Here is a 16,325-nt window from a genome sequence, read left to right on the forward strand (position 1 = left end):
CCATGGATTTGAAGATCCTGGGCAAGTTGCAAAAGGATTGCGACCAGAGCCTGGAGTTGTTGAGCGACAGCGTGGGGCTGTCGTCCACCAGTTGTTACCGGCGGATTCGCCGCATGGAAAGCGTGGGGATTATCAAGGCAAAAGTCGCGGTGCTCGACGAGCGCAAGCTGGGCATCCAGGTGACCGCGTTTTTCCTGATCAAATTGGACAAGGACAGCCACGATATCGACCGCAAGATGCAGCACATCCTCACCCGCCACCCGGAGATTCAGGATTGTTACCTGCTGACCGGCGAGTTTGATTTTGTGATGGTTGCCAAGTTTCGCGATGCGACGGAATACACCGAGTATATCTATCGGTTTCTGGAGACTTACCGGGATATTCCGATTCGGACTTATTCGTCGACGTTGGTGGTACGCACGGTTAAAAAATCCTACGAACTGCCCCTGCAAGGGGTGGGCTTCCCCGCGGGTTAGCGGCCTTGAAGACAACTGATCTACCGTGTGCAGGAGCCGGCTTGCCAGCGATGGGATCGCCGACAAGCCGGCTGCTACAGAAAAGCGCGTCAGTGATCGAGCCTTCCCAGTAACCCACTCAAGCAAAAATGAAGCTTTCATGACAAAAGTTCGGTAGCCCTTGGCCACTCCCGTCTCTCCTGTGTAACGCGCTTGAGGACGCCAGACAGGCGTTCTTTTCAGCCGCAAGCAGGATGCCAGGAGTGGGGCGATGGGAACTATGGAACGTTACTCGAAAGTGGGCATGCAGGAGCTCGACCAGCGCCTGTCGAAGATCGTCGAAGCGGCGCGCAAGAAGCCGGTTTCGGTGTATCGCTACGGCGCGCCATGGGTGTGGATCGTCTCTCAGGACGATTGGCAGGGCGCCTTGAAGGAAGTCGCGAGCTTCATCCCGGCGGGCCATTCCCTGGTGTTGCTGCGCCCGCAGATCGATGAAATCCTCGACCAGCATCGCGACTGGCTGGTGGCCGAAGCCCCGATGTCGATCGCCCCGCACACGGTGCTGCAGATCCTCCTGCTGCAACTGTTGTATTCGGTACCCAGCGAGCAGCAATTGCATGAACAGCTCAACTACAACCTGCTGTTCCGCTGGTTCGTCGGCCTGGACCTGAACCAGAAGGTCTGGAGCATCCACGCGCTGACCCGCGACATCGCCACGCTGCTGAACAACCCGCGGGCGGTGCAACTCATCCAGAAAATCATCGGTGACGTGTTTTGTGGCGCCTTGCTGCACACGCCGGAGTTCTCCTTGAACTTCGCGCTGTTGCACACCTGGCTGGCACGCCACGGCAGTACCTCGATCGCCAGTAATTGAGCTGGCCATACGTCGCGCCATCGGCGGCGGCGCACATAATCAGAATGTCAGGGGGCGGTGTGGAGCATCTGTTCAAATCAACGCTGGCGCTGTGCTGCATGGCGCTGGGCACCTTGGCGCAGCCGGCGTGGGCCGAGGAGGGGGAGCAAGCCCCGGCGCGCAAGGTCGACGTCAACGAGTACTTCGTGCGCGGCAATACCGTGCTCGACGCGGCGACGATCGAGGAGGCGGTGTACCCGTTTCTCGGCCCGCAAAAGACCCTGGACGATATCGAAGGCGCCCGTGACGCGTTGCAGAAAATCTACCAGGCGCGCGGCTATCAATCGGTATTCGTCGAGTTGCCGGGGCAGAAGGTCGATGACGGCATCGTCTACCTGCAGGTCAGCGAAACCAAGGTCGGCCGGGTCCGTGTGGTCGGCGCCAAACATTACTCGCCGGTGGAAATCCGCGAGCAGGTGCCGGCCCTGGAAGAGGGCGCGGTGCCGGACTTCGCCACCGTGCAAACCCAGTTGGCCGGGCTCAATCGTGGCGCCGGGCGCCAGGTCACGCCGCTGGTGCGCGAAGGCCAGCGCCCGGGCACCATGGACGTGGATTTGCAGGTCGAAGACCAGAACCCCTGGCACGCCAGTATTGGCCTGAACAACGACTACAGCGCCGACACCGAGAAGCTGCGCTCGGTGGCGACCGTCGGCTACGACAACCTGTGGCAACTGGGCCACAGCATTTCCCTGACCTACTTCACTGCGCCCCAGGACACCGACAACGCCAAGGTCTGGTCGGGCTCCTACACCGCGCCGCTGGATGAGCGCTGGGCCTTGCAGTTCTCCGGTTACCAGTCCGACAGCAACATCGCCACCATCGGCGGCAGCAACGTGCTGGGCAAGGGGCATTCCTATGGCGTGTCGGCGATCTACAGCCTGCCGGCCATGGGCAACTGGGCCAACTCGTTCTCGTTCGGGGTCGACTTCAAGGACTTCGATGAGCAGATGAAATTCGGCGCCAGCAGCGACCAGGTACCCCTCAAATACGCACCGATGACCTTTGGCTACAACGGCTATCGCTACACCGAGCAATCCCAATTGGGCCTCGGCCTGAGCCTGGTGGTGGGCACGCGCGCATTTTTCGGCTACGGCAGCGACGCCGAGGAGTTCGAGTACAAGCGCTACAAGGCCAGCGCGAGTTTCGCGGTGCTCAAGGGCGACCTGAATTACACCTACACCTTCGCCAACGACTGGCAGTCGGCGACCAAGGGCGGCTTCCAGCTGGCCTCGGGGCCGCTGGTGTCCAACGAGCAATATTCCGCCGGCGGCGCCACCTCGGTGCGCGGCTACCTGGCGGCCGAGCGCACCGGGGATGAGGGCTATCTGCTCTCCCAGGAATTGCGCACCCCATCCCTGGCCAAGTTCCTTGGCAGTTACGTGCAGGAGTGGCGCTTCTATGCGTTCGCCGAAGGCGCGCGCATGCGCCTGCACGACCCGCTGCCCGAGCAGGAAGACGAATACAGCCTGGCCAGTGTCGGCCTCGGCACCCGCGCCAGTTTGAGCAAGTGGTTGTCCGGCAGCCTGGATTGGGGCTACCCGCTGCTCGATGGACCGAACACCCAGAAACAGGACGCGCGACTGCACTTCAGTGTGCAGGCGACTTTCTGACTTTTTCTTCCGGAGACTTCACCCATGCAACGCCTATTTCTGAGCCTGTTGATCTGCCTGGGCTTCGCGCTCCCGGCCACCGCCCATGCCTGGTGGCAGGACGACTGGCACTACCGCAAGCAGATCTCGGTGGACACCACCGCCCAGGGCGCCGCCATCAGCCAGGCCCTGGGCCGCACCGCGCTGCTGGTGCGCCTGCACACCGGCAACTTCACCTTTGACGGGGTCAAGGACGACGGCGCCGACCTGCGCTTTGTGAGTGCCGACGACAAGACCGTGTTCAATCACCAGGTCGAAAGCTTCGACCCGCTGATGGGCATGGCGCTGATCTGGGTCGACGTGCCCAAGGTCGAAGGGGGTCAACGCCAGGACCTGTGGATGTACTACGGCAACCAGAAAGCCCCGGCCACCGCCAATGGGCAGCTGACGTTCGACCCCAATTACACCGCGCTCTACCACTTTGACGGTGCCAACGGCACACCGGCCCGCGACACCACCGCTTATGCCAACACGTCGGTAAACGCCACCGGCGCGAGCATCGACGGTGTGATCGGCCGCGCCCTGCAGTTCAGTGGCCAGCCATTGCTGCTGCCGGCCAGCCCGTCGCTGCAACACGCCGCCGGCGCCGCGTTCACCTTCAGCGCCTGGCTGCGCCTGGACCAGGCCAGTGGCGAGCAAGTGGTGCTGGCCCGCCGTGACGGCCCGCACAGCTTGCTGCTGGGGCTGAACCAGGGCATGCCGTTCGTGGACATCGACGGCCAGCGCGCCGTGTCGACCCAGCCGCTGAACCCTGGCCAATGGCAACACCTGGCATTCACCGCCGAGGGCGACAAGCTCAGCTTATATGTGAACGGCCGCGAAACCGCGACCCTGGCCGTGGCGATGCCGGCCTTCAACTCGCAACTGGCGATCGGTGCCGACGTGCCGGAAGCGGCCAGCACGCACCTGCCATTCGCCGGCGCCATCGATGAGTTGCGCCTGTCCAAAGTGGCGCGTCCGGCTGCGCTGTTGCTGGCCGATGCGAGTGCCCAGGGCGCCGAGTCGAAACTGGTGGCCTACGGGGTGGATGAAGAACAGTCCGGCTTCGGTTTCGGCAGCCTGGGTTTCCTGCTCAACGCCGTGCCGGTGGACGCCTGGGTGATCATCCTGGTGCTGGTGGCGATGATGGTGCAGTCGTGGGTGATCATGCTGCGCAAGAACCGCCAGGTCAGCCGGGTCAGCAGTGCCAACGAAATTTTCCGCGAGCACTTCGCACAGATCGGCACGCGCCTGGAGATGTACGCCGACGACGCGCAATTGGGTGAGCGCCTCAGCCATTCCTCGCTGTGGCGCCTGTACCTGGTGGCGGTCAAGGAGATCCGCACCCGCCGCGCGCAGGGGGCCGACACCTCGTCGGTCTCGGCGGCGACGATCGAGGCGATTCGCTGCTCCATGGACGGCGTGCGCACCCGCGAAAACCAGCAACTGAGTGCCAAGCTCTCGACCCTCTCCAACGCCATCGCCGGCGGGCCGTATATCGGCCTGCTCGGCACGGTGCTGGGGATCATGGTGGTGTTCCTCGGCACGGCCATGGCCGGTGACGTGAACATCAACGCTATCGCCCCAGGCATGGCGGCGGCCTTGCTGGCCACGGCCCTGGGGCTGTTCGTCGCGATCCCTGCGCTGTTTGGCTACAACCGCCTGATCACGCGCAACAAGGAAGTCAGCGCCGACATGCGCGTGTTTGTCGACGAGTTCATCACGCGCCTGGCCGAGATGCACGGCGAGAGCCAGCACAGTGAAGCGGCGCACCGTCGCGAACACCACGCATCGGTTCCGGCCTGAGGAGAATCGCCATGGCTTCCGTAAATGCCTCCCACGACGATGACGATGATGCCGCCGTCGACAGCATCAACATCACGCCCCTGGTGGACGTGCTGATGGTGGTGCTGGTGATGTTTATCCTCACCGCCACCGCCCAGGTCTCGGGCATCCAGATCCACCTGCCCAAGGCCAGCGCCTCGGTGTCGCTGTCGGAGGCCAAGACCAAGGCGATTTCCGTGAATGACGGCGGCCAGGTGTTCCTCGACGCCTACCCGGTGACCCTCGGTGAGTTGGAAGAGCGCCTGCGCATCGAAAAAGCACTGAATCCGGACTTCCCGGTGATCGTGCGCGGCGATGCGCTGGTGCAGTACCAGAAGGTTATCGAAGTGCTCGACCTGTTGCGCCGGCTGGAGCTGTCCCAGGTCGGGCTGGTCACCGGCAAACCGAGCCAGGGCTGAGCCATGACTGCACAGATCCCGATTGCGCCGTTGCCGGTGAAGAAGTCGCCCCTGCGCCCGTTGAAGTGGGGCGCCGGGTTGTTGCTGGGCGCCGTGGCTGCCTGGTTCCTGTGGCAGTGGGCCAATGACATGAGTGGCGTACGCCGCGAAGCACCGAAGGTGCCGACGATTATCCCGCTGCCGCCACCACCGCCGCCGCCACCGGAAAAGCCCAAGGAGCCCGAGCCCAAGGTCGAGGAAAAAGTCCCGGAGCCGGTGCCCAGCCCGGAACCCGAAGAGGTCAAGCCGGCCGAGGAAGCGCCGCCGTCACCCAACGAAGACCTGGCCAACCCGATGCAGATCGATGGCGACGCGCAGTCCGGCACTGATGGTTTCAACATCGGTGCCGGCAAGGGCGGCGGCATGGCCGGCAGCGGTGGCGGCGGGCTGGGGACCGGCACTTACAAACAGTATCTGGCCGGCACCTACCAGCGCTTGATGCGCGAAGACCCGGCGCTGCGCAAGAAGGCCTTCTCGATACAGATAAACCTGTGGCTGGGCGCCGATGGACAGGTCACCAAAGCGCTGGTGGCCAAGTCCAGCGGCGATGCCGAGACCGACGCGCAGATGCTCGCCTTGATCCAGGCACCGCGTGCCACCCAGAAACCGCCGGCGTCGTTGACGCTGCCCCTGCGCCTGTCCCTCAAGGGCCGGCGTCCGGATTGATCGACACCTTTTATCTACGGATTTTTACAGGAGTAGCGTACACATGATTTCCCCCGTGAATCGACTGACCCTGGCGGTCGGCATGGTCATCGCGACCCTGGTCGGCCAGGCGGCGGCAGCCCCGGTCGCCCCCTCGGAAAACGTCACCATCAACCTGATCCGCCTGCTGGTGCAGCAAGGCGTGCTGACCCAGGACACCGCCAATGGGCTGATCGCCCAGGCCGAAAAGGAAGCCCAGCAGGCCCGTCAGGCGAATGCCGCGCCGGTGGTGGCCGCCGGCCCCACGGCAGCACCGGGTGATGTGCGGGTGCAGTACGTGCCGCAGGCGGTAAAAGATCAGATTCGTGATCAGGTCAAGGCCGAGGTCATGGCCACTGCCAAGCAGGAAAACTGGGCCCAGCCCAATACGTTCCCGGACTGGGTCTCGCGTATCACCTTTGACGGCGACATACGCCTGCGCGATGAATCGCGGTATTTCTCGGGCAACAACAGCAATGAAATCGTCGACTACGCCAAGCTCAACGACAGCGGCCCGTACGACACCAACAAAGACACCAACACCAAGTTGCCGCCGCTGCTCAACACCACCAAGGACCGCGAAAACCTGTTCCGCCTGCGCGCCCGCCTGGGCATGAAGGCGGTGATTTCGCCGGAATGGACTGCCGGTATCCGCATCGGCACCGGCTCCGACAATAACCCGGTGTCCACCACGCAGACCCTCGGCGGTGGCTTCGGCAAGAAGGATATCTGGCTCGACCAGGGCTACCTGAGCTGGAAGGCCACCCAAGACGTGACCCTCACGGCCGGGCGCTTCGCCAACCCGTTCTATTCCACCGACATGATGTATTCGGGCGACCTCAACTTCGATGGTATCGCCGCCAATTTCAACCATGCCCTGAACAGCGAATGGGGGCTGTTCGGCACCCTCGGCGCGTTCCCGGTGGAGTACACCTCCGACTCGGCCAGCAGCAACGGCTTCGACAAGGAGGACAGCGAAACCAAATGGCTGTTTGGCGGGCAGATCGGCGCCAACTGGAAGCTCAACCGCGGCAACAGCCTCAAGGGCGCGGTGGCGTACTACCACTTCGACGACATCGAAGGTAAACGCTCCGGCGCCTGCGAACCCTGGGCCGGGCAGCCGGCGTGTGACAGCGACGGCTCGCGCCTGGCCTTCATGCAAAAGGGCAACAGCGTGTTCCTGCTGCGCGATATCACCCCCAACCCGGCCACGCCCGGCCTGACCCCGCAACCGCAGTTTGTCGGCCTGGCGTCCAAGTTCGACGTGCTCGACCTCAACCTGGCGTGGGATGCCGAGTTGCCCAGCGACTTCAAGCTGCGCACCCAGGGCAACTTCATCCACAACCTGGCCTACGACAAGGGCGAGATGCTCAAGCGCAGCGAAGGCGAGATCGTCAACAACATCAACAGCAAGGGCCAGTTCGAAAGCGGTGGCAACGCGCTGATGGTGCAGATGACCCTCGGCAGCGCGCTGGAGATGCGCAAGCGCGGCGACTGGAACGTGCTGGCTGGCTACAAGTACATCCAGCCCGACGCCTTGCCTGACGGTTTCAACGATTCCTCGTTCCACTTGGGCGGCACCAATGCCAAGGGCTATTTCATCGGCGGCAACTACGGCATCGACAAGAACATCTACGCCAGTGCGCGTTGGTTGAGCGCGTCCGAAGTGTATGGCGCGCCGTTCGAAGTCGATGTGATGCAACTGGAACTCAACACGCGCTTTTGATGCGCAGGGAGATGCCACATGAACACGCGAATCTGCGGGCTGTTGTTGCTGCTGGTGGCCAGCGGCGCCTGCGCCGAAGGCATGGAGGAACGCCTGCGTACGCAACTGCGCAGCACCACCCAGCAATTACAGGCGCTGCAAAGCGAGCAGGCCCAGGCCAGTGCGGCGCGTGTCGCCGCTGAGGCCCAGGCCAAGCAGGCCCAGGCGCAAATCAAGCAACTGACGGCCGAGCTGGAAAAGGCCCGTGGCACGGCCGAGCAACTGGCCGGCCAGCAACAGAACCTGCACAGCCAGGCGCAAGCCCAGGTCGCGGCCAGCCATGAGCAGATCGGCAAGTTCAAGAAGGCGTATGAGGAACTGCTGGTCCTGGCCAAAGGCAAGGAAGCCGAGCGCGCCCGCTTGCAGGCACAGTTGAGCGAACGTGACACACAAGTGCAGCAATGTTCAGTCAAGAATCAACAGATGTACGGCGTGGCGCAGCAACTGCTCACGGCCTACGAAAAGATTGACGTGGCTGAGGTGATGAGTATTCGCCAGCCCTTCGCCAGCAGCGCGCGGGTCAAGTTCGAGGAACTGGCCCAGGGCTTTGGCGACGATCTCTACAAGAGCCGTTTCGATGCGCCCCAGGCGGGCGTCAACCATTGATCACAAGGAAGAACCGCACATGAACGAATTGATCACCAGCGTCACCCCCCAGAGCCTCACCGAGTTGCTGCAGGAAGCCGGCTACCGGGTCAACCAGAGCGAACAGAACGGCATCGTGCAATTGCTCAGCGCCAGCCAGGGCATCGGCTTTGCCGTGCGCTTCGGCAACCCGGCGGCGGAGCAGGGCGGCTACGTGGACTTCACCTACAGCTGCGCACTGCGCGTGCAGGGCGAGTTGCCCGAAGGCCTGGCCCAGGTGTGGAACGCCTCGCGGCGCTTTGCGCGGTTGTCGCTGCAGGGCGAGTTCTTGCTGATGGAAATGGACGTGGTGGTGGCCGGCGTCGGCGCCACGCACCTGCGCAGCCAGCTGGAATTGTGGGACCGCTTGCTGCAGGAATTCATCGTCTACCTGCGTGAATACAGCCAGCAGGCCGCGCAGTTGCAGGCCCAGGCTGCGGCGGTCGGCGAAGAGGCGCCCGTCCTGTGAAGAAGCCAACCCTGATGGTCGGCGCCGGCGCGCTGGCGGTGCTGGTGGTGGCCGTGGCGCTGTGCCTGCGTCCGGGCAGCGACCCGGTGGCTGCCCAGCAACCGGCACCGCTGCTCGATCCGGCGCCGGCCGGGCCCGCGGTGGCGCGCCTGGGCAATCAGCAGATCGACCTGGTCGAACTCAAGAGCGTGCTGGCGAGCCTGCCAGCCGAGTCTCGCGAGCAACTGCGTGGCAACCGTGGCGCGTTGGAAACCTGGATTCGCTCACGGCTGGCGCAAAAGGCCGTGCTCGAACAGGCCGACGCCCAAGGCTGGCGCCAGCGCCCGCAGGTGGAGCAGCAGACCCGCGCCGCCACCGAGCAGATCGTGTTCCGCGACTACATGCTCTCGGTCAGCCAGGTGCCGGCGGACTACCCCAGCGCGGCTGAATTGCAGCAGGCCTACGACAGCGGCAAGGCGCAATGGGTGACGCCGCCGCTGTACCGGGTGAGCCAGATTTTCCTCGCGGTGAATGACCCGCAAAACCTCGACACGGTGCGCCGCCAGGCCCAGGAACTGAGCCGCCGGGCACAGGCCGCACCGGGGGATTTCGCCACCCTGGCCAACCAGTTTTCCCAGGACCCGGAGACCGCTGCGCGCGGCGGTGATTCGGGCCTGCAGCCGCTGCAGCAACTGGTGCCCGAGGTGCGCGGCGCGGTGTCGCGGCTCAAGGTCGGCGCGGTATCGGACGCGGTGCAGAGTGCGGCGGGCTTTCATGTGCTCAAGCTCACCGGCCAACAGCCGGCGCGCACCGCCAGCCTCGACGAACTGCGCGAACGCCTGACCCAGGCCCTGCGTGCCCAACGTCAGGAACAGATCGCCAAGGCCTACCTGGAAGGCATGCTCAACACCGCGACCTTGAGTATCGACGGTGCCGAGTTGAACAAAGTGCTGGAGTAACCCGCGACCACCCGCATTGGATGCACCGACCGACAGACAGGGAGTCTCACATGGCATTACTGGAACCGTCCGGCCAACAAGGGCCTTCAACCTATCGCGCGCCATCCGAGTCACGTGGCGCCTGGCTGGCCCTGGCCGCCGAGATCGACCCGGAGGTGGCGCGCTACTTCCTGGTCAGTGCGCGCTGCGGCTGTTTCATGCAGGCCGCGCGCAGCTTGAATATCAAGGCGACGCTGCTGCGCAAGCGCCTGGCGCAGCTGGAGGAGCACCTGCGCCATGCGTTGTTCAGTTATCAGGGCAACGGCCTGGTGCTCAGCCGCGACGGCTTGCAGTTGCAGGCCCAGTTGGTAGCCCTGGCCCACGAGCGGCGCCTGCCGGTGCTGGAACAGCCGCTGATTCGCCTGGCGGTGGCCGAGCCGATCCTGCACGACATCCTCGGCCGTGACCTGATTGCCTTGCTGCGCCGCAACGCCAGCGTGCGCCTGGAGATCATCTCCCTCGACAGCCAATTGTCCCTGCAAGCGGTGGACGTCGATGTGGTGGTGTGGCTCTCCGACACCGACGGCCCGGTGCCCGGCCCGAGCTTCGCCACCGAAGCGCCACGGGCCCTGGCCCGCCTGGAATATTTGCCGCATATCGCCAAGCGCTATTCGCGCCAGACCACGCGCCCGGACAGCGTCGACGACCTGAATGACTACATGCTGGTGCAATGGCAACCCGATGCACAGGTCGACGCCCTGCAGCCGTGGAACCAAGTGGTGGAGCAACGCCTGGCGGCGGTGGTGCAGGTGCAGGCCTATTCGCTGATGCTGGAGATGATCCGCTGCGGCGCCTGCATCGGTTTGCTGCCGCACTACATGAGCAGTTTCGACCGTGGGCTGGTGGCACTGCCGGGGTTGCTGGCCGACAGCATGCAACGCCAGGTGTGGCTGGCGGTGAATGCGCAGGTGCAGCATGCGCAGGCGGTGCAGATGATTGTCGAGTTGATCGTCAGCACGTTTGAGGGGCGGCGGGAGTGGTTTGGCTGAGTGCCTATCCGTGTCCAGGTAGCGGCTGCTGGCGGTCGCGCGCTCAGAGCGGGTGTGCCTGATGGATCGAGGTGCCTGCATCGCAGGCAAGCCAGCGCCCACAGAAAGGCTGATCAGCGTTGCAACACGCCACGAAAGGTCGCACTCAGGGCCCGCAAGGTTTCCCGCGAACGCGTGTCGCTGATGCGGCTATGGAGCACCACCTCACTCACGGCCAAGGCCGGCAAGCCGTATTGCTCGCTCACCTCTACCGCTCCGGCCGGGGCCACGCGGTGGGCGAGGGCAGCGACGCCCAATCCGGCGGTGACTGCCGCACCCACGGCCATCACCCCGCCACCGACAAATACCTCGGTCCAGTCGATACACGCCGCATCCAGTGCGCGCGTCGCCACGTGCCGCACGCCGCAGGGCGCGGCCATGGTTGCCATGCGCAGCGGCGTGCCGGGGCGGTGTTGCCAGGTGGGCGCGGCGAACCAGCCAAAGCGTTCCACCGCCAGTACTTCGCCGTCCTGGCGCTCGCCCTCATTGCGCACGATCACCGCGTCCAGCTCATTGCGGTCGAAGGCGGCCACCAGGTCGCGGGAGGACGCGATACGTACTTCAAGGATCACCAAAGGGTCATAGGCAGCCAGGCGGCTGAGCCAGGTTGGCAGGTCGGGGCCGGCCACATGGTCGCTGATGCCGATCACCAGGCGCCGGGGCGCTTGGTTGCCCATATCGCCCAGTGCGCGTTCGTGGGCATTGAGCAGGGCGCGCGCGGCGACGATAAAGTGCTCGCCCTGGGGTGACAGCCGCACATGGCGCGGCGTGCGCTCCAGCAAGCGATAGCCCAGGCGTTCCTCCAGGCGCTTGAGCTTGAGGCTGATGGCGGCCTGGGAGGTGTCGAGGGCTGCGGCGGCGCGGGTGAAACTGGCGAAGTCGGCGACCAGCACAAAGGCCTGCACGGTGTCGATATCCAGCGGTTTGGGCGTGTCAGTCATATCCAATCCTTATCGCACATATATCGGCTGATATCTTGTTGAAATCATCGGCGCTGCGCAAGCTGAACCCTCAACTTGCACGGGAGCTTCTTCATGTTTGCCAAACAGTATTCACACCGCTTGCCTGCCGACTACGACATGGCCGTGATCCGCCGCCGCGCCGCGCAATTGGGGCCGTTGTGGGATCACGCCGAAGGGTTGCTGTTCAAGGCGTTTATCGCCCAGGAGCACGCAGGCAAAGTGTATGCCTCGGTGTATCTATGGTCCGACCCGCTGCAGGCCGCCGATTTTCTGCTCGGAGAGCGCTTTCAGAAGGTGCTCGACAGCTTCGGCCGTCCGTATATCGAGAGCTGGTTGCCGCTGGATGTGCAACGTGGGCCGGCGCAGACCGCGCTGAGTCTGTACCGCGAGGAATGGGCGTTGGAGCCGGGGGCGGACAGGGCGGCGATCCTGGCCGAGGAGAAAAGTCGCAACCAGCAGTTGGCGGATAGCGGCGACACCTTTGCGGTGTTCCTCGCGCTGGATGTGCAGGCCTGGCGGCTGGTACGGATCACCTTGTCGGCCAAGGCGTTGCAGGCGGACCATCCCGGGACGGGCTACCAGGTGTTTTACCTGGCCCATCCCGGGATTTGACTCAGGAGTTGAATCGGGCTTTTGGCTGGCTGAGCTTGCGCTCGGCCACCGCCCCGAACACCAGGCCCAGGGTGGTCCACAGCACCAACTGGATGCCCAACGAGGCCACGCGAAATTTCCACAGCAGCACGGCCGAGAATTGCTCCGGCACTTCGTTGATCACCGGGAACAGGCTGCCGGCCACTGCGACGATCACGATGTACAGCGCCACGCCGAGGATCGCGCCGCTCCACACGCCACGGCGGGCAATCAGCTTGCGCGCGGCGTTGATCGCGATCACCGCCGCCGCCACCGACACCAGCAGCATCAGGAAGAACAGCCTGGTGCGCTGTGCAATGGTCTGCGGGTCCCCCACCGAAGGCGGGTTGGCCGGGTATTTGAGCCCGGGCACCAGGATCAGCGTCACAAAGGCCGCCAATGCCAGCAGCGCCGCCAGGCCGCGCGGGCCGACCTTGCCGATGCGGCCCAGGGCGTAGGCGAACACCAGGGCGAAGAGGCCACCCAGGGACACGCTGTAGACCACCACGCCGGTGAACAGGCCGAAGGTACTTTGCACCTCGCGGCTCACCAGTTCTTCTTCCGGCGCATCGCCGTGCATCTGTGCCATCTGGTCTTCAAAGGCGATGGCCTTGTCGATCTGCGGCTCGCCGAAGGTCTTGGCGAAACCGAAGGCCAACACGCCGGCGAGCAGGCCCACCAGCATCCCGCGTACGAGTAATTGCCCTGTCATGGTGTGTCTCCCTTATGAATTAATGGCAGGGGAAACCCAGCAGGTGGCGACCGTCGTGCACAAACTCGTGCACGTACATGCCCTTGAACACCGCAGTGGCGCCTTGCTCGGCACCGACGAAGTAAATCGCCAGCATCAGCAGCAGGCCGCCGAAGATCGCCCAGGGCAGGATTTCGCCCAGCGGGATCGTCGGCACATAAACATCAGGATGGGTTGCAGCAGTGTTAGCCATGAGAACCTCCAGGGATGACGCGTCCCGAAATGGATAGCGAAGGGGCTGAAACAGGGTCTGGCTTACGGCTATTGGGCCGAATACAGTGGCGCGACCGCGCCGGAATCGAACCGGCTTCCTCTTTCATGTTCGTTGTAACATGTTGAAACAACTTCGCCAGTCTACGCTGACTGCGCGCTGAAACAGAGTGAAATTGTGATGCAGGCCACCCGTCTGACCCTTATCTGCCATGCCATCACGCCCCTGCAAAAGCAGGGGCGCTTTCCCGATGACGAATCGGTGGCGATGGACTGGCAAGCTGCCGCGTCATCGCTGGCCGGGCGCTACCCGAAAAACCTGCGCCTGCTCTGCGCACCCGAGGCTCGCGCCCGGCAGACGGCGGGTTTGTTCGGCAGCGCGCCGGTGATTGAAGAAGCCCTGCGCGATGGCAACTTCGGCGATTGGAAGGGCCAGGCCATCAGCCAGTTGGATCATGGCCAGTTGCAGGACTGGATGACCAACAGTGCCAGTGCGCCCCACGGTGGCGAGTCGGTCGAGCAGATTTGCGCACGCGTGGCACAGTGGATGAAAACCCTCGAAACACAGCCCGGGCACGTAGTGGCTATCACCCATCCCTTTGTCATCCGCGCCGCGATGCTGTACGTGTTGCAGTTGCCCGTCGCGATGTTCTACCGGATCGACGTCGAGCCACTCTGCGCCACCGAACTGCGCTTCAACACTGTCTGGCGCCTGCGCCTGGAAACTCACGCCTGGCCGCATGAACATGGCAAAATCCACGCCCCGCACTGAGAGCAACCCATGAAACGCATCCTGATCATCGGCATTGGCGCCGGCAACCCTGACTACATCACGATGCAGGCCGTGAAAGCGCTGAACCGCACCGACGTGTTTTTCCTGATGGACAAGGGCCAGAGCAAGGACAAGCTGATCGACCTGCGCCGCGAGATCTGCGAGACCTACATCAACGAGCCTGGTTACCGCTTCGTCGAGGCCGACTGCCCCGAGCGTGTGCGCGGGGATATCGACTACACCACGGCCGTGCAGGACCTCAACCGCGACAAGCAGGCGACGTTCGAACGCATGATCAATGAGGAAATGGCTGACGGTGAAGTCGGCGCTTTCCTGGCCTGGGGAGACCCGGCGCTGTACGACAGCACCATTCGTATCCTGCAGGCGATCCTGGCCAGTGGCCGTTGCCACTTTGAGTTTGAAGTCATCCCCGGCATCACCAGCGTGCAAGCCCTGGCGGCCCAGCACAAGGTGGCGCTGAACCGCATCGGCAAGTCCGTCGAAATCACCACCGGGCGCCGTTTGGCCGCAGGGCAGGCGAGTGATGCCGATACCCTGGTGGTAATGCTCGACGCCGAAGATTCCTACCGCAGCGTGGCGGATCAAGGCCTGGATATTTATTGGGGCGCCTACCTGGGCACGCCGGATGAAATCCTGATCAGCGGCAAGGTCAGCGAAGTGGCTGGAGAAATTGAACGGGTGCGCAAGGCGGCGCGCCTGGAGAATGGCTGGATCATGGACACTTATTTGTTGCGCAAACCCTGAGGTAACGTCCCATGCTCAAACTGTTTGCCCTGGCGCTGGCCCTGGTGGCCGGTGCCGCCCAGGCCGATACCAGCCTGCACACCGATTTGCCGCTTTCATACCTGGAACAGACCCAGGGCGATGCGCGCAACCAGCCACTGGTGATTTTCCTGCACGGGTTCGGCAGCAACGAGGAGGACCTGTTTGGCATCAAGGACGCGCTGCCCTCCACTTGGACCTACCTGTCGGCCCGTGCGCCGATGCCGGTCGACCCGCATGGTTTTCGCTGGTTTACCAAGACCCCGGGCGACGGCGAGTACAACGGCGAAACGGCTGATTTGCAGCGCAGCGCCACACTGCTCGAAGACTTCGTGACCCAGGCCACCGCCAAATACCACACCCAGAGTGACCGGGTGTTCCTGGTCGGTTTCAGCCAGGGTGCGATCATGTCCTACGAGGTGGGCTTGCGTAAGCCTGCGTTGGTGCGTGGGATTGCGGCGTTGAGTGGCAGCGTGTTGCCGGTGCTCAAGGCCGAGCTGAAGCCGGATGAGCGCCTGAAACAGCTGGCGATCTTTATCGGCCACGGCACCCTGGACCAGGCGCTGCCGTATACGTCGGCGACGCGCGCGAATGAGGTGCTGACGGGGTTGGGGCTGACGCCGGAGTTTCATGGCTATCCGGGCATGCCGCATACCATCAGCGAGGCGGAGGTGCAGGACCTGAAGGTTTGGCTGGAAAAAAGCCTGAACTGACGTTGGCTAAGTGTGGGAGCTGGCTGGCCAGCTCGCACATTTGTTGGTGGCGTCAGGAAGATCGGTTCACTTGCCGCCGGTGATCTGCTTCACCAACTCCGCATGCCCCTTCACATCATCGGCCCGCGAGATGGCCTGGATCACCAGCAAATGGTTGCCCGAACCGCCGAGGAAAGTGGAGTTCAAGGTCTTGCCGCCGCCCTGGGTGGCGGTGCTGTCCACCTGGCGCAACCCCAGGCCCTTGAACGTGAGTTTCTTCTCGCTGAGTTTCTTGAAGTCGGGCAGTGCAGCGGTCTGGTCCTTGACGAAGCCGGCCACGGCGCCGTCGAGGAACTGCGTGTCGTTGTCCTGGATGGTAACCCCGTCGTTACGCACGGTTTCGGCGACGATCACCACGCTTTTCGTGGTCTGGTTGGCGTACATCGTGCCTTGGGTGTCGGCGGTGCCATCTTCGGCCTTGCCGGCCGGCAGGGTGTCGGCGACGTAGGCCTTGGGCAGGCTGAAAGTGAACTTACCGCCCAGGGTGGAGAGGGTTTGCGTGGCAGGCTTGGCAGCAGCGAAGGCGCTGCCGGCGGTTAGCGCAAGGGCCAGCAGGACGGCGGTCTTGGTGAAAGTGGCCATGAAGCGCTCCAGGGATGAACGAAATTGCGGCATATTCTGTCAGAAATTTCGCAATATC

19 protein-coding genes and 1 riboswitch are annotated in these 16,325 nt (G+C 63.7%); of the genes, 15 read left to right on the top strand and 4 right to left on the bottom strand.

Going from position 1 to position 16,325, the window contains the following annotated elements:
- Positions 1 to 2: 2 nt before the first annotated feature.
- The 11 genes from BBG20_RS19030 (at position 3) to BBG20_RS19080 (ending at position 10,786) form a co-directional block, all read left to right on the top strand.
- On the top strand, positions 3 to 476 hold the full coding sequence (locus BBG20_RS19030; RefSeq protein ID WP_065905934.1) for an Lrp/AsnC family transcriptional regulator: 474 nt from the start codon (positions 3 to 5) through the stop codon (positions 474 to 476).
- 259 nt (positions 477 to 735) lie between these two features.
- Entirely contained in the window at positions 736 to 1,329 is a 594-nt protein-coding gene (locus BBG20_RS33535) for a transposase (protein WP_065905936.1), read from the top strand.
- A 59-nt stretch (positions 1,330 to 1,388) separates the two neighbouring features.
- The gene (locus BBG20_RS19040) at positions 1,389 to 2,978 is read left to right on the top strand and encodes a ShlB/FhaC/HecB family hemolysin secretion/activation protein (RefSeq protein WP_107338971.1); all 1,590 of its coding nucleotides are present in this window, start codon (positions 1,389 to 1,391) and stop codon (positions 2,976 to 2,978) included.
- A gap of 24 nt (positions 2,979 to 3,002) precedes the next feature.
- On the top strand, positions 3,003 to 4,802 hold the full coding sequence (locus BBG20_RS19045) for a DUF2341 domain-containing protein (protein WP_065905940.1): 1,800 nt from the start codon (positions 3,003 to 3,005) through the stop codon (positions 4,800 to 4,802).
- A gap of 11 nt (positions 4,803 to 4,813) precedes the next feature.
- Positions 4,814 to 5,239 (top strand): ExbD/TolR family protein, encoded by a 426-nt coding sequence (locus BBG20_RS19050; protein WP_065905942.1) that lies wholly within the window; start codon positions 4,814 to 4,816, stop codon positions 5,237 to 5,239.
- A 3-nt stretch (positions 5,240 to 5,242) separates the two neighbouring features.
- Positions 5,243 to 5,944, top strand: coding sequence for an energy transducer TonB family protein (locus BBG20_RS19055; RefSeq protein ID WP_065905944.1), 702 nt, complete (start codon positions 5,243 to 5,245; stop codon positions 5,942 to 5,944).
- Between the two features lie 43 nt (positions 5,945 to 5,987).
- Complete coding sequence (locus BBG20_RS19060) at positions 5,988 to 7,688, top strand: putative porin (RefSeq protein WP_065905948.1); 1,701 nt, start codon at positions 5,988 to 5,990, stop codon at positions 7,686 to 7,688.
- 18 nt (positions 7,689 to 7,706) lie between these two features.
- The gene (locus tag BBG20_RS19065) at positions 7,707 to 8,333 is read left to right on the top strand and encodes a DNA repair protein (RefSeq protein ID WP_065905950.1); all 627 of its coding nucleotides are present in this window, start codon (positions 7,707 to 7,709) and stop codon (positions 8,331 to 8,333) included.
- A 19-nt stretch (positions 8,334 to 8,352) separates the two neighbouring features.
- A complete protein-coding gene (locus BBG20_RS19070) occupies positions 8,353 to 8,820 on the top strand; it encodes a YbjN domain-containing protein (protein ID WP_065905952.1) in 468 nt (155 codons plus the stop codon).
- Positions 8,817 to 9,758 (top strand): peptidylprolyl isomerase, encoded by a 942-nt coding sequence (locus BBG20_RS19075; protein ID WP_065905954.1) that lies wholly within the window; start codon positions 8,817 to 8,819, stop codon positions 9,756 to 9,758. The genes BBG20_RS19070 and BBG20_RS19075 overlap by 4 nt, the downstream gene beginning before the upstream one ends.
- A 50-nt stretch (positions 9,759 to 9,808) precedes the next feature.
- Positions 9,809 to 10,786 carry a LysR family transcriptional regulator gene (locus tag BBG20_RS19080; RefSeq protein ID WP_065905955.1) on the top strand — a complete coding sequence of 326 codons (978 nt, stop codon included), beginning with the start codon at positions 9,809 to 9,811 and terminating at the stop codon, positions 10,784 to 10,786.
- Between the two features lie 113 nt (positions 10,787 to 10,899).
- Here BBG20_RS19080 and BBG20_RS19085 read toward each other — a convergent pair whose 3' ends face one another.
- Entirely contained in the window at positions 10,900 to 11,766 is an 867-nt protein-coding gene (locus BBG20_RS19085; protein WP_065905956.1) for a LysR family transcriptional regulator, read from the bottom strand.
- A 93-nt stretch (positions 11,767 to 11,859) separates the two neighbouring features.
- Here BBG20_RS19085 and BBG20_RS19090 point away from each other — a divergent pair, with 93 nt between their 5' ends.
- On the top strand, positions 11,860 to 12,399 hold the full coding sequence (locus BBG20_RS19090) for a DUF4865 family protein (RefSeq protein ID WP_065905957.1): 540 nt from the start codon (positions 11,860 to 11,862) through the stop codon (positions 12,397 to 12,399).
- Between the two features lies 1 nt (position 12,400).
- Here the strand turns inward: BBG20_RS19090 and BBG20_RS19095 are convergent, their stop codons facing one another.
- Complete coding sequence (locus tag BBG20_RS19095) at positions 12,401 to 13,129, bottom strand: CbtA family protein (RefSeq protein ID WP_065905959.1); 729 nt, start codon at positions 13,127 to 13,129, stop codon at positions 12,401 to 12,403.
- Between the two features lie 19 nt (positions 13,130 to 13,148).
- Entirely contained in the window at positions 13,149 to 13,361 is a 213-nt protein-coding gene (locus BBG20_RS19100) for a CbtB domain-containing protein (RefSeq protein WP_065905961.1), read from the bottom strand.
- A gap of 32 nt (positions 13,362 to 13,393) precedes the next feature.
- Positions 13,394 to 13,523: riboswitch (cobalamin riboswitch) on the bottom strand.
- A gap of 36 nt (positions 13,524 to 13,559) precedes the next feature.
- Here BBG20_RS19100 and BBG20_RS19105 point away from each other — a divergent pair.
- From BBG20_RS19105 to BBG20_RS19115, 3 genes are read left to right on the top strand one after another with little or no spacing between them, the layout of a single operon-like run.
- On the top strand, positions 13,560 to 14,150 hold the full coding sequence (locus BBG20_RS19105; protein WP_065905962.1) for a histidine phosphatase family protein: 591 nt from the start codon (positions 13,560 to 13,562) through the stop codon (positions 14,148 to 14,150).
- Positions 14,151 to 14,159: 9 nt separating this feature from the next.
- Complete coding sequence (cobF, locus tag BBG20_RS19110; RefSeq protein WP_065905963.1) at positions 14,160 to 14,915, top strand: precorrin-6A synthase (deacetylating); 756 nt, start codon at positions 14,160 to 14,162, stop codon at positions 14,913 to 14,915.
- An 11-nt stretch (positions 14,916 to 14,926) separates the two neighbouring features.
- Complete coding sequence (locus BBG20_RS19115) at positions 14,927 to 15,646, top strand: alpha/beta hydrolase (protein ID WP_065905965.1); 720 nt, start codon at positions 14,927 to 14,929, stop codon at positions 15,644 to 15,646.
- Between the two features lie 66 nt (positions 15,647 to 15,712).
- Here BBG20_RS19115 and BBG20_RS19120 read toward each other — a convergent pair whose 3' ends face one another.
- Positions 15,713 to 16,267 carry a DcrB/PsbP domain-containing protein gene (locus BBG20_RS19120; protein ID WP_065905967.1) on the bottom strand — a complete coding sequence of 185 codons (555 nt, stop codon included), beginning with the start codon at positions 16,265 to 16,267 and terminating at the stop codon, positions 15,713 to 15,715.
- Between the last annotated feature and the right edge of the window lie 58 nt (positions 16,268 to 16,325).

Source organism: Pseudomonas aylmerensis, assembly GCF_001702265.1.
Taxonomy (GTDB): Bacteria; Pseudomonadota; Gammaproteobacteria; order Pseudomonadales; family Pseudomonadaceae; genus Aquipseudomonas; species Aquipseudomonas aylmerensis.

Coding starts and splice junctions, on each gene's coding strand:
- BBG20_RS19030 (WP_065905934.1), top strand. CDS start 3: ATGGATTTGAAGATCCTGGGCAAGTTGCAAAAGGATTGCGACCAGAGC.
- BBG20_RS33535 (WP_065905936.1), top strand. CDS start 736: ATGGAACGTTACTCGAAAGTGGGCATGCAGGAGCTCGACCAGCGCCTG.
- BBG20_RS19045 (WP_065905940.1), top strand. CDS start 3,003: ATGCAACGCCTATTTCTGAGCCTGTTGATCTGCCTGGGCTTCGCGCTC.
- BBG20_RS19050 (WP_065905942.1), top strand. CDS start 4,814: ATGGCTTCCGTAAATGCCTCCCACGACGATGACGATGATGCCGCCGTC.
- BBG20_RS19055 (WP_065905944.1), top strand. CDS start 5,243: ATGACTGCACAGATCCCGATTGCGCCGTTGCCGGTGAAGAAGTCGCCC.
- BBG20_RS19060 (WP_065905948.1), top strand. CDS start 5,988: ATGATTTCCCCCGTGAATCGACTGACCCTGGCGGTCGGCATGGTCATC.
- BBG20_RS19065 (WP_065905950.1), top strand. CDS start 7,707: ATGAACACGCGAATCTGCGGGCTGTTGTTGCTGCTGGTGGCCAGCGGC.
- BBG20_RS19070 (WP_065905952.1), top strand. CDS start 8,353: ATGAACGAATTGATCACCAGCGTCACCCCCCAGAGCCTCACCGAGTTG.
- BBG20_RS19080 (WP_065905955.1), top strand. CDS start 9,809: ATGGCATTACTGGAACCGTCCGGCCAACAAGGGCCTTCAACCTATCGC.
- BBG20_RS19085 (WP_065905956.1), bottom strand. CDS start 11,766: ATGACTGACACGCCCAAACCGCTGGATATCGACACCGTGCAGGCCTTT.
- BBG20_RS19090 (WP_065905957.1), top strand. CDS start 11,860: ATGTTTGCCAAACAGTATTCACACCGCTTGCCTGCCGACTACGACATG.
- BBG20_RS19095 (WP_065905959.1), bottom strand. CDS start 13,129: ATGACAGGGCAATTACTCGTACGCGGGATGCTGGTGGGCCTGCTCGCC.
- BBG20_RS19100 (WP_065905961.1), bottom strand. CDS start 13,361: ATGGCTAACACTGCTGCAACCCATCCTGATGTTTATGTGCCGACGATC.
- BBG20_RS19105 (WP_065905962.1), top strand. CDS start 13,560: ATGCAGGCCACCCGTCTGACCCTTATCTGCCATGCCATCACGCCCCTG.
- cobF (WP_065905963.1), top strand. CDS start 14,160: ATGAAACGCATCCTGATCATCGGCATTGGCGCCGGCAACCCTGACTAC.
- BBG20_RS19115 (WP_065905965.1), top strand. CDS start 14,927: ATGCTCAAACTGTTTGCCCTGGCGCTGGCCCTGGTGGCCGGTGCCGCC.
- BBG20_RS19120 (WP_065905967.1), bottom strand. CDS start 16,267: ATGGCCACTTTCACCAAGACCGCCGTCCTGCTGGCCCTTGCGCTAACC.